Raw genomic sequence first — 14,544 nt, 5'->3', positions numbered from 1 at the left:
TCCTTGGAGAGCCTCTGCATGCCCCCTGGCCCCATCACGCTCATCAGCGCCAACGACATCGGCATGCCCGCCTTGCCGCACTGGTTCCCTGCGCCTGCTGCCATCGCGGCTCTGCTCGTCGTCGTACTGTCCGCCGCATGGTCCCTGTGTAAGTACCGACGGAAGCCGAGCGCTGGACAGCGCCGTAGCACCGCCGCGATCCCGGTCGCCGCCGTCGCCGCGATCGGCTGCACCGCCTACAGCGCGGACACCAGCTGGCGCTTCGCCGCCGACTACCTCGACATGGGCAGCGCCGTCGAGCGCGCCGCGATGTTCGCCGCCGCCGAACTAGCGCTGTTCGCCACCGCGCTGATGGCGCGGGCGAACCTCAACGGTTCCAAGCAGGCGCCCGGGGTGCCCGGCACCCTCACCTGGGTGATCACCTGCGTGCAGATCGTGCCCGCCTACGCCGAGTCCGGCCTGGTCGGCGGAACTGTGCGGGCCTTCGTCGGCCCGGTCCTGGCGGCAGTGCTCTGGCACCTGGCCATGGGCATCGAACTGCGCCACCGCAGCCCGCACGTCGACTCCCGCAGCCTGGCCGCCCTCCTCACCCGACGGGCACGCGAACGGATGCTGGCTCGTCTGGGGATTGCCGACCGGGACGCGGATGCCGCCCGGATCATCCGCGACCGCGCCCTCGACCGGGCCGTCACGCTGATCCTCCGGGCAGAGACCATGACAGCCGACAAGCGCACCAAGTGGCGAGGCCGACGCCTCACCCGCCGCCTGCACCAGGCCCTGGAGCAGGCTGACGTCGACCGCGACGAACGCCAGGACGAGCTGCTGCTGCGCAAGCTCGCCACCCGCCAACAGGTCAATGTTCTGGCCTCCAGGTCATTGCCCGCGCGCTGGCCCGACGCCGCCGCACGCACGAGGGGCGGCTCCGCGACGGCCCGCCCGCGGGCTACGGCAAGAGAGCGGGCAGAAAGTTCGGGCCTCCAGCCCCACAAGGTCGCGGGCGATGACGCCGCCGACCGGACAGCCCGCCCCCTGCCCGAAAACCGCCCGCAACAGCCCGCCCGCACCACCGTCGGCCCGGAACCAAAACCGGGCGGGGAAACGCCGGGCAACGACCCACGCACCGCCTCGCGGGCGGAGTCGAAGCGCCCGAGCTCCAAACCGCGCGCTACACGGGAGCTCCTCAACGAATACGCCCGTGACCTCTTCCGCGAGCACGGACGTCTCTCCCGCGACCTGTTGGAGGTGGCCGTACGCAAGGACGGCTACAGCGTGGCCAGCGACACCGCCGGCGAGGTGGTCCGCATCATCAAGGCCGAGCTGCCCACGGCGCCCGTCGGCCACCCGCACTGAGACCACCCCCAACGCCCAAGGAAAATCAATGCACGAATCGCACCACGAACTCCCCACCTCCCAGGAGGAGATGATCACCGACCTCGGCAGCGCAGCAAGCAATGGCGATGGACCGTCCATAGGCCGGTCCATTGCGGACTCCTCCGCCCCGGGGGTGGCGGAGGAGCAGCTCCGGCACGAGGGCGTGCCGGAGCAGGAGCTGGTGGGCGCCGGCGAGCAGCCGCCCGATCCCTCCGTTGGGGCCACGCAGCGCGCGCCGTACCGCCGCGCGAACCTCGATGCGCAGCGCTCCGAGCACGTCACCGCGCGCTTCGCGCCGCACGAGAAGCACGACATCCAGTCGTCGGCGAAGACCGCTCACGTGACCATGGCCCGCTACATTGCCGACGCCACCATGGCCCGCGTCTGCGGTGAGATCACCGTCGCCGCCGAGCGCACGGTCTGCGACGATGCGGTCGACGAGCTCGCTGCGATGAGGGCGCACATCGCCCGCATCGGTAACAACGTCAACCAGATCGCCCGCCGTCTCAATGCGGACGGCGATCCACACCCTGTGGACGCCGCGATCCTTCACCGGGCGGACCGCCTGCTCGCCACAGCCCACGACGCAGTCCGGGCGATCGACGACGCCGCCTTCCGGGCAGCCGAGCAGAAGTGGGCGGTCTGAGGTGATCGCGAACATCGTCAAGCCGGGCAACAAGACCTACGGCGTGCTGGCCTACCTCTTCGGCAAAGGCCGCGCCAACGAACACACCGACCAGCACATCGTCGCCTCCTGGGACGACTTCATCCCCGAGCCCGGCCCCTGGGACAGCCCTGGCCACAAGCAACGGCTCGGCCAGCTCACTCAGGCCCTGGACCTGCGGGTCAAGCAAGCTGGCGACAAGGCACCGGAGGGGCACGTGTGGCACTGCTCGATCCGCGCCGCGGCCGAGGACCGCTTCCTCACCGACGCCGAGTGGGCCACCATCGCCCGGCGCATGGTGCACGCGACCGGCATCGCACCCGACGGCGATCCGGACGGCTGCCGCTGGGTTGCTGTGCGTCACGCGGAGGACCATATTCACATCGTCGCCACCAAGGTGCGCGGTGATCTGCGCCCGCCGCGGAACTGGAACGACTACCGCCGCGCCATGAACGAACTCACAGCCGTCGAGGAAGACTTCGGTCTCACCCGGGTTGCACGTGGCCCCGAAGCTGCTGCCGGCACCTCGGCGGTGAAGCGCTCCACCCGGGCCGAGGAGGAGAAGGCCAAGCGACGGGGCCACGACAAGACCGCGCGTGAGCGGCTGCGGCACATCGTGCGTACCGCGCTGTCCCACGCGAAGGATCTGGAGGAGTTCTTCAACCTGCTCGCCGATGCCGACCTTCAGGTCGAGACCCGCACACTGCCCTCCGGCGACCTCGGCGGCTACAAGGTCGCCCTGTCCGACGACAGCACACCCATCTGGTACTCCGGCTCCAGCCTCGCCACCGACCTGTCCCTCCCCCAGATCCGACAGCGCCTGGCCGCCACCGAGACACAGCCCACCGCAGCCTCATCAGCTCGTCGGCACCGCCCCAACCCATGGCACGTGGCCACCGCTGCCGCCGAACGCATCCCCCACCACTTCGCCCACGCCGACGACGGAGCCGTCCAGGCCCACCTCACCGTCTTCGGTGAAGTCCTGTACGCGCTACCCGCCCACGCCCCTGCCCGACTCCAGGCCGAACTCCACCGTGCGGCTGCCGCCTTCGAACACGCCGCCCACACCCGCGCCCGCGCCGACCACCAGCACGCCCGCGCACTACGGGGCGCGCTCAAGGCCATGCGCTACCAGCCCGCGGACCACACCGGGCTGGCCATGCTCTTGGACGCCGCCATCCTCGTCGTCCTCGCCGTCCAGCGCCACAGCGCACTGCACCACCACGACCGCCAGGTGGCCGCCGCCCGCCAGACGCTCAACCACCTGCAAGCCGCCTACGCCCAGATAGCCCCCGCAAGCCTCACCGCACTCGCCAGGCACCATCCCTCCGACAACACGGTGAACCGGTACGTCCGCGCCCTGCACGAGGTCCTCCCCCGCCAGGCCGAACAGATCCTCACCGAAAACGCCTGGCCCGCTCTCACCGCCACCCTCGCCGCCGCCGAAGCCGTCGGCCACAACCCGGCCACCGTCCTCCAGCAGGCAGCCCAGCACCGCCCCTTGGACGACGCGAAGTCAGCATCCGAGGTCCTCGTCTGGCGCATCCAGCGCCTCGGCGACCGGCATGCACCCGGCCCCGGCGCACGAACCGCGCAGGCCCGCCGCCTTCCCGCTCAGACCGCCCCGCAGACCGATCCCGGGCTCCCGGGCGCGTACACGCCGCCTACATCCCGCGCCGGACGGTCCCGCTGAGCCGGAGCCCCTGGCGCGGGCCACGAGGAACGACACCACGCGCAGCCACGGACCGGTACGAAGCCGACGGGTCGTAGCTGTACATCCCCGGTTATCGAAACCGGGGATTCTCCGGACCCTATGTCTTGCCCGACCGCCCCACCCCTCAACAAGGAGCACCCGCATTCCCCTCATCGAACCCCGCCGACACGTCGTCGCCCAGCTGTCCGGCGCGTACTTCAAGCACCACTTCGGCACCAAGACGTGGTTCCACCACGATGAAGGCCCCTTCGCCAAGGCGGAACAGGCCGCCGCTCTCGCACCCACCATCAACGAGGTCAAAGAGGTGAAGAAGCAGGTAGATCGGTACCACCAGTACCTGCAGACCTGGCTCGAAGCCCCCGAGGAACTGGACCGCTTCCTCGCCCCCTTCCTGGACCAGCTCGACGAGAAGTCCTTCGGCAACGCCATCGGCATCATGAACGAGAACGAGCGGCTGAAGCTCCAACAGCTGGTCAACGCGGCGACTGAACCTGTCCGTCCGTTCACCCCGTACACCTTCTGACAGACGACGGCACCGACCGCACCCCCAGATGAGGAAGGGGGCCGGTGACCGGGAAACCATCCCGGTCACCGGCCCCCTTCGCGTCCCCTGCAGTCACCGTGTGCGCTGTACTTTGTCAACGGCCTTCGCCAAGTGCGCGTCGACAACACCCGGCGAGCCGGAAACGACCACCAGCACGTTGGCGATGCGGATCGCCGTCTGCTGGACAACGCTGCGCTGCCGGCCGACGGAATAGGTGAGCAGCTGGCTCCACTGCTCGTCGCCGAGAGGCGGCGCGGCTACCTCCTCGGTGCCCATGTCGACGGAGGTGCTGCCCACGAAGACCTGGTACGTGGGGCAGGAGATCATCGCGTCGAAGATCCGGCTCACGCCCCTGGACAGCTTCGCGGCGGAATCGCTGTACAGCTCCTCAGCCACCTCCGAGTCACTGCCGCCCGTATAGGTGAAGGACGCCTTCGCCCTGCGGGGGAAGGCGAGGCTGTCGCCGACAGCCGCGTCACCGCCGAGCTTCTCCAGCACCGGGCAACCGGAAACGACGACATCGTCCTGCGGCCTGGGCTGCTGCGGCTTGCGGGTGTAACCCTCGCCAAGATCGCTCTCATCCAAGAGGCGCTTGCTCAGCGCCGCCGAGGACAACAGCTCGGGCACCGGGGAGTGCTTGCCCTCCTGCTGTGTGGGCGCGGAGGCGGAGGAGGCCGGATCGTGGGCGGGCATGCTGCCTGTGGTGCAGCCCGCCAGGGCCAGGACGGCGAGGGCGCTCAGGCTGCGAACGGTCGTGGTGTGAAGGCGCATGCGGAACCCCAAAATCGCTACGGAACGAACGGTCTGACCAACCGGGCCTCCGGCGCCGGCGAAATGCAGGGGTAGGGAGTCAGGTTTCGGGGGTCAGTGGCCGAGGTGGCGCAACCCGTCCTCAAGGGTGGGGTGCCAGTGGTCGACCGGACCGGAGTTGCGGTTGTACCAGGCCGCGTCCAGACGGGGCTCCAGCACTTGGTGGCCGGCCCGGCAGCGCAGCCACACCGAGTCGTCGCGAAGGCAGAAGACGATCCAGTCCCGGTACGCGCCGCACGTCGGGCACGTGCGGATCTCACCGTCGATGACGAGCGGCTGCATCCACCGCATCATCGCTCCCTCGACGTCCTGTCGGGACGGCGCCCGCAGGTCGGCTGGTGGGAAATCCGGCATCATGGTCACCGAGGCCGATCCGGTCGACATCGGCGCCTCGGCACGGACGATGTCGAATGGCAGAAGCTCGTGTGCATGCATCTGCAGCAGCGCGAACGCCTCACGTTGGGCCTCACGGAACTCGCGGTCTGCGCGAGCACGTCGTCGGAACATGCGGTCTCCATCTCGTCATCTGACGGACACAGGGGAACGTGTACTCAGGGGAATTGGCGACGAACAGCACAACAAGCACTGCAGGGCGCGGATCGTCAGCTGCGGCGGACGAAGTTGAGCCGACCCTCCGCGCTCTTGGGCACGGTGCGGCGGGGCACCGGGACCGGTGAGGCGAGCGAGGACGCGAATGCCGCGACCAGGTCATGGGGGACGCTGGCACTGAAGCTGGCGCACCGCAGATATGGGGCGCCGAGAACGGGTTCCGCCCACGCCTGCCACCCCATCAAGTCAGGGTGCGGATCCGCGTCCTGGACAAGCGGCGGCTGCAGTCCCAGGGAGACGGTGGCGGAGAACCCGGGGTCCATGGCGGTGGTGTGGGGGCAGTCCACGTCACGGATCCAGCCTTGGGCACCGACTGCGTTGAGGACCGTCTCGGGCCCTTCGAAGCCAGCGTCCGGCACCTCACGGGCGTCGAGCGCGACAATGAGATCAGCGAGCGCCTCGTACGGGACGCCGGCAGTGAAGTACGCGTTCCACTCCGTCATCGCGGAGGCAGCATGCGGGCGGGCAATCAGTTGCCAAGCAACGGGCAGTCCGCCCAGCTCGAACGGGTAGGCCGCGAGGATCCACTCGGCGCCGCGCAGCCCGTCCGGGCTCACATACAGCAGGGTGTGGCGGGAGGTGGGCCACATGCGCCAGCCGAGGCCGGTCAGGGTGTCGCCGATCCGCTCGGCGAGCGCGCCGTCGTCACCGGCAAGGTGGCGCGGAGTGACCCAGTACATCGGGTCTGGCATGTCGGAACGAGAGGGGTCACTGGGGTGGTGCGGGTGCAGGGGCGCCTCCGTGGGCTCGGACGTCATTTCTTCTGGCAGGCGTTGTACGTTGACATGCCGTGCCGCAGCGCACCAGTCCTTTCAGGATCTTTCCTGTCTGCCCCCGGCGAACTGGTGTCTGTTGTCAACGAAGCCAGCCGCTTTGCCATCCAACCCAGTCGAATCGCGGTGATCTCTCAGTGTCGCCGCAAGGGACACCGCCGCCATGGCGTTACGCGTGAGCTGCACGCTCTCGGATGGGACACTTGGTCACATGAAAGAGGTGCGCTGCGAGCGATGCGACAACATCATCGGCATGGGGTGCGCCTGCCCTCCTGATGGCAGCGTGCCCAAGGCGCACCCGGAGGAAAGGTGTGTTCGACAGGAGTGGCGGCGGTTCCCCGGCAACGCCATCTTGATCAAACAGAATGGTAAGGCGCACGTTCCAGGCGCCTGCGATCACATGACAGAAGACGAGGTGCGGCCTCCGAAGTGGGGTTGGATTCTCGATCCGTCCCCCGGAGATTGGGGCCGTATCAGCGAGAGCAGCCCAGCCGTCGCCACTGAGGGGAACGCGCAGCTGCGGGCGACGAGCCGGTGCATGACGTGCATGGGGACTCTCGGCGGCTGATGAGCTGCAAGGCGTGCTGTGCTGTGGGATAGCTGACCAGAGGACCGACGGCTTGCCGTCGGCCCTCGTTCATTTCGTGGTTCTGGGCACGCCGGATGCGGCACGACTCGGTTCGATTGGAACAACTGGCGAAGGACAGATTTGCCCCGGTAAGCGGACTCGACTCACTGGAGGTCTTCCTTCAGATGCCCAGCTCTTCCTCGATCGCCATGGTCACGGCTGGCCATGGGACCTTCGGTTCACCGAACAGTCGCCAATAGCGGTACGACGCGCGAACCAGGGAGCTGACGCCCAGCCTCGCCGCACCCGGGTCGATCGTTCCGATCACCCGGCGGGTGATCCCGCCGGCTCCGCGCGCTGCGGGACGGACACCGTGTGCAAGGAGGAGAGTGGCCGTGCGGACGGCGTCCAGGGTCGGCGGGGGCGCCAGGGACGCGAACTGGCCGAAGACGAGCTCCCTCCACCTCAGCCTCGTCCTCGCCCAGGCCAGCCGTTCCAGCCCGGTGCCGAGGTCTACGGCCATGCGTGCGGGGTTGTCGGCATTCCAAAGAAGGACGATGTCGCCGAGAGGCAGATCGAGGTGGTTGAAGCGAAGAGTGATGCCTTCGACTTGGCGGCGCCGCCATGCTGCCAGCTTGCCGTTGATGCTGATGTGGCGCGCGTGGAAACCCAGTCGCGACAGCACGCTGAGCCAGCCGTCCAGGATCCCCCCGTACTCGTCGATGCACTGAATCGGCTGGACGCGGGAGACGTTGACGAACGAGGTCAGAAACCCTTCCCGGAGATCGCCCGTTGCGTCACGTTGCCCGGTGAAACGGACAACAGGCTGGGGCAGGAAGCCACTGCGGTAGGTCACCGGACGCCCGTCCTTGAGGAAGGGGTCAAGGGCTTGGACGGCCGAGATCGTCAGCTCGGTCTCGCGGCCCCACCGAATTGGCAGGCAGGCGTCCTGCGAGACGCCCTCGGCCGCGAAGCCCGCCTTGAGCCCTGCCAGTAGCTCTTCCCACGACGGGGCCTGACGAGGGGGACAGTACGGCGATCCTCTGTGCGCATGCTCAATCGCGATCCGTCCGTCGGAGACGGTGAACTCCCATTGCGCTCCGAGGACTTGACGGAGGACCGCAGGCAAGCGGACCTCCGAACGGGCCGACGGCCCGAGTACGAGCTCTCTGGTACCGCTCGTCAGCATGACCGAGTCGACATCGCGGTGAAGTGGCGGGCCGGATCGAAGCGATGCATCCCGACCTCTTGGACCTCCGTGTGCTTGAGGCCCTCGGCCTGCTCGATCGCAAGGGCGAGAAGCTCCGCTGCTGTCTCGTCGTCCTCGTCGGGGTCGGCCACCGTGATCACGCCCGTCTGATCGCACAGGGCCGCCTCGGCGCAGGTTCCCCCACGCCAGGTGAGCGCGGCCATGGGGGTGCCGGCGCGGAGGGACTCACCGAAGACGGCGGCGCCGGCCTCCACGTACGTACGGGCGTAGGTGTAGACGAAGACGGAGGCGTCGCGGATAGCGGCGGTCTTGGCGGGGCCGCCGAGTTCACCGACCCACTTCACGTGACCTGCGCTGAAGAGGCGTTCGTGGCTTCGCACGTATGCCCCGTCGAAGACGGGGCCGACGATCTGTATCCGGCGGCCGAGGATCTGGGCGGCTCGGACGGCGATGTGGGGCGCCTTTTCCTCGTCTATGCGGCCGAGCCACACGAGGTCGTGCCCCGCGGTGGCAGGCGGCTCCTCCTCGTCCAGGCCAAGGTGTACAGCGAGTTCAGGAATCGGCTGATGGTCTGCGTACCGCTCGATCATCTCGGGCGAATAGCAGTAGAGCCGTGACTGTTTGCCGTCGAAGGCTGTGTCGGCGTGCTGGAAGACGGGCGAGTGCTGGAACGTGGCGACGTCGCAGTCCAGCTCGTTCCAGGTACGCGTCCAGGCTGGCAGCGACGGGTACTCGTGCCCGACGACCAGGAGGTCGTATCCGGTGCTGCGGAGATCGCGCTCGGCGAGGGATCCCGTGGTGAGGTCCTCCAGGCGGACCGGCTGACGAACCCAGTCGTTCTCCAGGTCCGTGAGCCAGCCCGGCCCAAGAAGGTGTACGTCGGCGCCTGCGGCTCGGGCGCCTACGGCGACCGCCCACAGCCATCGTTCGATCCCGCCGTAGCCGGCGGGTGGGAAGGCGTAGCTACCAGGGAAGTCGCAGACGCCGACGAGCACGTTATGCCTCCGGTGTTCCGTCCGCCGAGATCCGGCGGAAGCCGAGGTACGGGACGAGCGATTCGGGCAGGAGGATGGAACCGTCCTGCTGCTGGCACTGCTCAAGAAGAGCGGCCAGGGTGCGGCCGACGGGAAGGCCAGAGCCGTTGAGCGTGGCGACGAGCTTGGGCTTGCCGCCCTCGCCGCGGGTCCGGATGTTGGCCCGGCGGGCCTGGAAGGTGCCGAAGTTGGAGACCGAGGAGATCTCGCGGTACGTGTTCTGGCTCGGGATCCAGACCTCGATGTCGTAGGTGAGCTGGGCGGAGAAGCCCGTGTCACCGGCGGCCAGCTTGACGACGCGGTAGGCGAGGCCGAGTTCCTTCAGGCATGCCTCGGCGTGGCCGACCATCGTCTCCAGCGTGGTGTCCGCGTCCGCGGGGTCGACCATCTGGACGATCTCCACCTTGGCGAACTGGTGCTGACGAATCAGGCCCCTGGTGTCGCGGCCGTACGACCCGGCTTCGGACCGGAAGCACGGCGTGTGGGCGGTGAGCGCCAGCGGCAGCTCAGCCGGCGGGATGATCTCGTCGGCGTAGAGGTTGGTCAGCGGCACCTCGGCCGTCGGGATCAGGAACAGCTCGCGGTCGGCGACGCCGGTCTTGAACAGGTCCTCCTCGAACTTCGGCAGCTGCCCCGTGCCGGTCATCGTCTTGCGGGTGACCAGGTACGGGACCGCGTGCTCGACGTATCCGTGACGACGGGTGTGCAGGTCGAGGAAGAGTGTGGCCAGGGCACGCTCCAGCGCTGCTCCGGCGCCGCGCGAGACCGCGAAGCGCGGGCCGGACAGCTTCGTCGCCCGAGCGAAGTCGAGGATGCCGGCGGCCTCGCCGAGGTCGACGTGGTCCTTCGGCTCGAACGGGAAGGCCGGCGGAGTGCCGACCCGTCGGACCTCTTCCGCGAAATCCTCGGAGTCGCCGTCGGGGGCCGCGTCGTCCGGCAGGTTCGGGATGCTGAGGAGGAGGTCGCGGAGCTGCTCCTCGACCTGCACCTGCCCGGCCTCGATGTCCCGGATCTGGTCCTTCAGCTCGCGGGCGCGCTCCTTCAGCTTGGAGATGTCGCCGCCCTGCTTGGCCGTCTGCTGGACCTCACTCGCCACCCGCTTGGACTCAGCCCGCAGCTCGTCGGCCGAGCGGATGTTCTGGTTGCGCCGAGACTGGAGGGACTCCAGCTCGGACAGGTCCAGAGAGTAACCGCGACGAGCGAGCCGACGAACCGCTTCGGCACCCATTTCGATTAGGGCGCGGGCATCATGCATGAGGAAGATCCTTTTGATCCGGCTGGTGGGATACGGAATCGACCGTAGCAACCGCCGAGCCCTCACCGATCCGGAATATGTCCGCGCCACCGCGGTCAGCACGACCTCCGGGAACGTCCCTGTCGAGATCACTCATCAGCGCCGTGATCCAGTCCGGCAGCTCGTCGTCAGGTATGGCGATCGGCTCGACGTACGGCGCCTCCGGGAAGAAGAGCGGCATGCCCTCCTTCGGAGATCGGTTCTGATGCCAGAGGAGCACGGAGGCCAAAAGGCCGTGGCCTACGAGAACGCGGGGTCCGGGTCGCTCCAGGGTGGCGAGCAATCCGGTGAGCATCCTCCGGATGCCGGCGCGCTGGGACTCGGTGCCACCCGCAGGCCGCTCGTTCGGACCCTGGCCGTCAAGCCAGACCGCGTACTCCAGGAACGGGCGGCCCTCGAACTCTCCGTAGTCGAGTTCATTCAGGCGAGGGTCGATGACCAGTTCCGCCGCCGGCACGCCCATCAGCAGAGAAGCTGTCTGCTGGGCACGCGGGAATTCGCTGGTCAGCCACGTCCGCACGGTGTGGAGGGGGAGGGTGGACCAGCCCAGGCCCAGTGATTGCCGACCCTCCTCGGTCAGGTGGATGGGTTGGGACGGGTCGCCGTTGACGAGGTACCGCTTGCTGTAGTTCGTCTGACCGTGGCGGAGGACGTAGGTGGTCACGAGCCCCTCCTCGGGGTCGACGCGGAAAGGCCGGCGAGCACTCCCGCCATCTGCGGTGCTCTCGGGTCCCCGGCCTCCAGGTAGTAGAGGAATCCGTCGAGGGCCAGCGCTCTGCACCACGGCGCGAGTACGGGAATGGGGATCCGCGAGATCCGGGCGGCAGCGGCCAGCCGCCCGTCGGTCCCGTGTCCAAGGTCGTAGTAGACGGTCCAGAAGGCCCAGTCGAATGCCGCGTCGCCCAGCATGGGCAGCGGATCGAGCAGACGCGGGTGGCCCAGCCAGTCGAATGGCACGTTCTCCCGATACAGGTCCGCGTGCAAGACAGTTGTCCTGCCTGCGTCTTGCTGCAGTCCGGAGAGCGCCGGGAGCGCGGCGTCGACGAGCAGACGCCATGTGTCGAGGTCGAGCGTCTCCATCCGTCGCCGGATCCGCGGCAGCATCTCCGTGCCGAGGTGGTCGGTGAGCAGCGGGAAGCTGTTCGGTCGCCTTCGGCGCTGGCCGAGAGTGTGCAGCCCCTGAAGGGCAGCCGCCACCAGCTGAACCTCGCGCTCTGGCCGCTCGGCGCCACCAGGGCGCCCTCCCACCAGCTCCAGGGCGGCCACCGCCAAGTCGTCAGCGGCCTCGATGACGTCCGCCGTCGGTCCGCCGGCCCACAGCCGCAGTGCACTCACTTCGTGGCGATACCGGGTGGGGTCGATCCATGCCTTGAGGAGTAGCGGACGCCCGTCGAGGGCGGTCGCTGTCGCGATCACCGAGGCGTGTCCGGCGTCGTGGTAGTCGCCGAGGGACAACTGCCAGCATTCGGCGGCCTGTTCCAGCAGGGCCGGTGCTGCGTCCAGCCACGCCTGGGCTTCCGGCCCGTAGTGCGCGAGTAGCCGCTGTCGGCACCCAGCGGGAACCTCTCCGAGCGTCCGCATCACCATCAGCTCAGCACGATCCCGTCGGAAACCAGCTCGTCCGTCAGGGCCGGGAACTCGCCGAGCGCCTCGGTGACCAGAGCCTGTACCTTGTCCACCTCGACGTCGGGAGAGGACAGGCGGACGAGGACACGCCAGGGCTGATCGAGTCGCTGCCCGGTCGTGCTCACCAGGTGAACCTCGGCGTGCCCCTCGGTCGCCTCGTGGAGCCGGGTGGCGAGTCGCTGCGCGGCGACGTTGTACAGCTTGCCGACGTGGTAGACGGGGTTCTTGCCGTTGGCGCCCTCAAGGTTCATCGGCCGCAACGGTGTGATCAGCCCGTTGACCCGGTTTCCTCGCCCCACAACGCCTTCGTCACCGGACTCGATCGAACTGCCGCTGTAGGTGAGGTACAGCTCGTCCTTCTCCGGAACGTCACGAGCATTCAGCCGGAAGCGCGCCTCCGCTCCAGGCAGCCGGAGGCCAGCGAGGCGGTGGCACTCGGCGAGGACGGTCTCCGCGTTGCGGACGTACTCCGCCCGGCTGGCGACGTGACGCGACTTCTGGGGGACGCACAACACGATGTCGGCCTGGGCTCCGTCCCAGTAGCCCATGAGTTTGACGTCCGAGCCGCACCAAGCGTGGGCGAGCGTGAACTCGCTCTTCCCGGAGAAGTAGTCCACCAGTTCCCGTACGAACGACTCGAAGGGGTTCTCCGGCGCCCAGCCAGTGCCGAGGGACGTGTCGTTGGAGAGCCGTACCCGCCGCTCGCGGAGATCTTCGACGGAGCGCGGGTTGAACCAGCGGGTGCGGTCGGGCACCCCGTCGCCGGTGAGTACAGCACCCGGGCTCGAATTGCTGGTGATGTTGAAGACGATGTCGAGGTGGGCCGAGACCTCGGGCAGTCGCTCGGCGAAGAACGCCCGAACCTCGGCCTCCACTATGTCCTCGACCGGTATCCGCTCGCCGCCGCACAACGGCGCGGCCCTCCCATTGACCAGGACCCGCACCGGCGACGTCATCCGACCGGCGCCGTACCGCACCTCGCTGGCTCCACCGAGGAGGGCGAGCTTGTCGAAGTTGTGGTGCAGTACGGCGCCGAAGTGCTGAACGGTGTAGCGGCTGTAGGCGCGGGACAACCGCTCGGCGAGATGGTCGGCCAGGGTGTCCGGATGGCCGAGGCCCTTGCGTTCCACGATGGTCGTCGCGTCCGGCTGGGCCATGCCGGTGTCGATGACGATGTGGCTGTTGTCGATGGTCGTGCTCGTACGAGGCATCACGAACTCCCGTTCGGGGGTGGGTAGAAGGGGATGAGCGCAGGCGTCAGCACGCCTGGACGAGCGGTGGAGCGGAGGATTCAGCGAGGGACGCCGGCAGCGCGGAGGAGCGCGACCGTCTGAGCGAGCGACCGGTACACGGAGGCAGCCTGTTCCTCCGCCGCGAGTCGATAGATGTCGTGGACGGTGATGAGGTCGATGTCCTGCATCCGACGGCGATCGAGCCAAAGGAGCAGGCGCCAGGCAAGGACCGGCCCGCTGAACGGCAACCGGGTCAGGAGATCGACCGGGATGCGTCCGGGCGGCACGCCCCCGTACAGCAGGTCGCGTACGAGGTGGAAGACCACATCGGTGTAGTCGAGGACGGCCGGTCCGCAGGCGCTCGCCTCCCAGTCGACGACGTGCAGGCACTCGCCGTCGACGAGGAGGTGCTCGGGCTTGAGGTCACCGTGCAGGCGAACGACCGGATGGGAATCGGTCGGTTGGAGGGCCTCTCTCAGCACCGCCCACCAGGGCAGTGACCGGCAGCGAGGAGAGAACTGATCGAGCAGGAACTGGTGCGGGGAAACGACACCGGCTCGCCGAGCTTCCCAGCCAGATCCGGGAGTGGCGTCGCCAACAGGCCGGTGCAGCCTGCGACTCACAGCCACGACGTGACCGATGTACTCCTCAATCGCTGAGTGCGTGCTTACCGAGCACGGCGTGCCATCCACCACCCGGAATGCCGTCCAAGACCCTGCCTCATCGTTTCCCGTGGCCAGGACGGCCGGGACCGAGATACCCCACAGGGCAGCGCGCTCGATCGTCGCGACCTCACGCTGGCGCCGACCCTCGGGGTCGATGCCCACGTAGATCTTCAGCAAGGCGCTGCCGTCCGTGGCGAACCGCGTTCTGGAGTACGGCTTGAGAGCTGCCGGGCCGAACGGGCCGAGACCCTGCTCGGTCCACGGCTCCGCCGTCTTCGTGCTGCGCACCCTCCACACCTCCAGTCCGTATCAGCGAGCCGTGCCCTGCTCCCATTTGAGAAGCAGGACCGATCACCAAAGTCAGCCGAAGCGGAAGGAGTTGACCACATTGCCCGGCGGCTTTTTCGATCTACTGCGACAGTAGGTACGG

At 68.3% G+C, this 14,544-nt stretch carries 14 protein-coding genes; 4 read left to right on the top strand and 10 right to left on the bottom strand.

Annotation, left to right across the window (positions count from 1 at the left end; all coding sequences use genetic code 11):
• Nucleotides 1-18: 18 nt before the first annotated feature.
• The 4 genes from ACN6LD_RS02630 to ACN6LD_RS02615 all read left to right on the top strand — a co-directional run bounded on the left by ACN6LD_RS02630 (nucleotide 19) and on the right by ACN6LD_RS02615 (nucleotide 4,272).
• Nucleotides 19-1,350, top strand: a complete 1,332-nt coding sequence (locus tag ACN6LD_RS02630; RefSeq protein WP_256904145.1) for a hypothetical protein — start codon at nucleotides 19-21, stop codon at nucleotides 1,348-1,350.
• Nucleotides 1,351-1,378: 28 nt separating this feature from the next.
• The gene (locus ACN6LD_RS02625; protein WP_256904146.1) at nucleotides 1,379-2,017 is read left to right on the top strand and encodes a plasmid mobilization protein; all 639 of its coding nucleotides are present in this window, start codon (nucleotides 1,379-1,381) and stop codon (nucleotides 2,015-2,017) included.
• Nucleotide 2,018: 1 nt separating this feature from the next.
• Nucleotides 2,019-3,728 (top strand): relaxase/mobilization nuclease domain-containing protein, encoded by a 1,710-nt coding sequence (locus ACN6LD_RS02620; protein ID WP_256904147.1) that lies wholly within the window; start codon nucleotides 2,019-2,021, stop codon nucleotides 3,726-3,728.
• A 325-nt stretch (nucleotides 3,729-4,053) separates the two neighbouring features.
• A complete protein-coding gene (locus tag ACN6LD_RS02615) occupies nucleotides 4,054-4,272 on the top strand; it encodes a hypothetical protein (protein WP_256904148.1) in 219 nt (72 codons plus the stop codon).
• Between the two features lie 93 nt (nucleotides 4,273-4,365).
• Here ACN6LD_RS02615 and ACN6LD_RS02610 read toward each other — a convergent pair whose 3' ends face one another.
• The 10 genes from ACN6LD_RS02610 to ACN6LD_RS02565 all read right to left on the bottom strand — a co-directional run bounded on the left by ACN6LD_RS02610 (nucleotide 4,366) and on the right by ACN6LD_RS02565 (nucleotide 14,402).
• Nucleotides 4,366-5,064 carry a hypothetical protein gene (locus ACN6LD_RS02610; protein ID WP_256904149.1) on the bottom strand — a complete coding sequence of 233 codons (699 nt, stop codon included), beginning with the start codon at nucleotides 5,062-5,064 and terminating at the stop codon, nucleotides 4,366-4,368.
• Between the two features lie 93 nt (nucleotides 5,065-5,157).
• The gene (locus ACN6LD_RS02605) at nucleotides 5,158-5,610 is read right to left on the bottom strand and encodes a hypothetical protein (RefSeq protein WP_445042395.1); all 453 of its coding nucleotides are present in this window, start codon (nucleotides 5,608-5,610) and stop codon (nucleotides 5,158-5,160) included.
• A gap of 95 nt (nucleotides 5,611-5,705) precedes the next feature.
• Entirely contained in the window at nucleotides 5,706-6,392 is a 687-nt protein-coding gene (locus ACN6LD_RS02600) for an SPDY domain-containing protein (protein WP_256904190.1), read from the bottom strand.
• A gap of 842 nt (nucleotides 6,393-7,234) precedes the next feature.
• Entirely contained in the window at nucleotides 7,235-8,182 is a 948-nt protein-coding gene (locus ACN6LD_RS02595) for a hypothetical protein (protein ID WP_256904151.1), read from the bottom strand.
• 53 nt (nucleotides 8,183-8,235) lie between these two features.
• Nucleotides 8,236-9,258: a glycosyltransferase family protein gene (locus tag ACN6LD_RS02590; protein WP_256904152.1), complete on the bottom strand. Its 1,023-nt coding sequence runs from the start codon at nucleotides 9,256-9,258 to the stop codon at nucleotides 8,236-8,238.
• A gap of 1 nt (nucleotide 9,259) precedes the next feature.
• Nucleotides 9,260-10,552 carry a serine--tRNA ligase gene (gene serS / locus ACN6LD_RS02585; protein ID WP_256904153.1) on the bottom strand — a complete coding sequence of 431 codons (1,293 nt, stop codon included), beginning with the start codon at nucleotides 10,550-10,552 and terminating at the stop codon, nucleotides 9,260-9,262.
• A complete protein-coding gene (locus ACN6LD_RS02580; RefSeq protein ID WP_445042394.1) occupies nucleotides 10,545-11,255 on the bottom strand; it encodes a histidine phosphatase family protein in 711 nt (236 codons plus the stop codon). The genes serS and ACN6LD_RS02580 overlap by 8 nt, the downstream gene beginning before the upstream one ends.
• Entirely contained in the window at nucleotides 11,252-12,178 is a 927-nt protein-coding gene (locus ACN6LD_RS02575; protein ID WP_256904155.1) for an aminoglycoside phosphotransferase family protein, read from the bottom strand. The genes ACN6LD_RS02580 and ACN6LD_RS02575 overlap by 4 nt, the downstream gene beginning before the upstream one ends.
• Nucleotides 12,178-13,428 (bottom strand): methionine adenosyltransferase, encoded by a 1,251-nt coding sequence (locus ACN6LD_RS02570; RefSeq protein WP_256904156.1) that lies wholly within the window; start codon nucleotides 13,426-13,428, stop codon nucleotides 12,178-12,180. The genes ACN6LD_RS02575 and ACN6LD_RS02570 overlap by 1 nt, the downstream gene beginning before the upstream one ends.
• 80 nt (nucleotides 13,429-13,508) lie before the next feature.
• A complete protein-coding gene (locus tag ACN6LD_RS02565) occupies nucleotides 13,509-14,402 on the bottom strand; it encodes an aminoglycoside phosphotransferase family protein (protein ID WP_256904157.1) in 894 nt (297 codons plus the stop codon).
• Between the last annotated feature and the right edge of the window lie 142 nt (nucleotides 14,403-14,544).

The organism is Streptomyces sp. SAS_272, from assembly GCF_052543235.1.
This window is presented reverse-complemented; position numbering and strand designations above follow the sequence as displayed.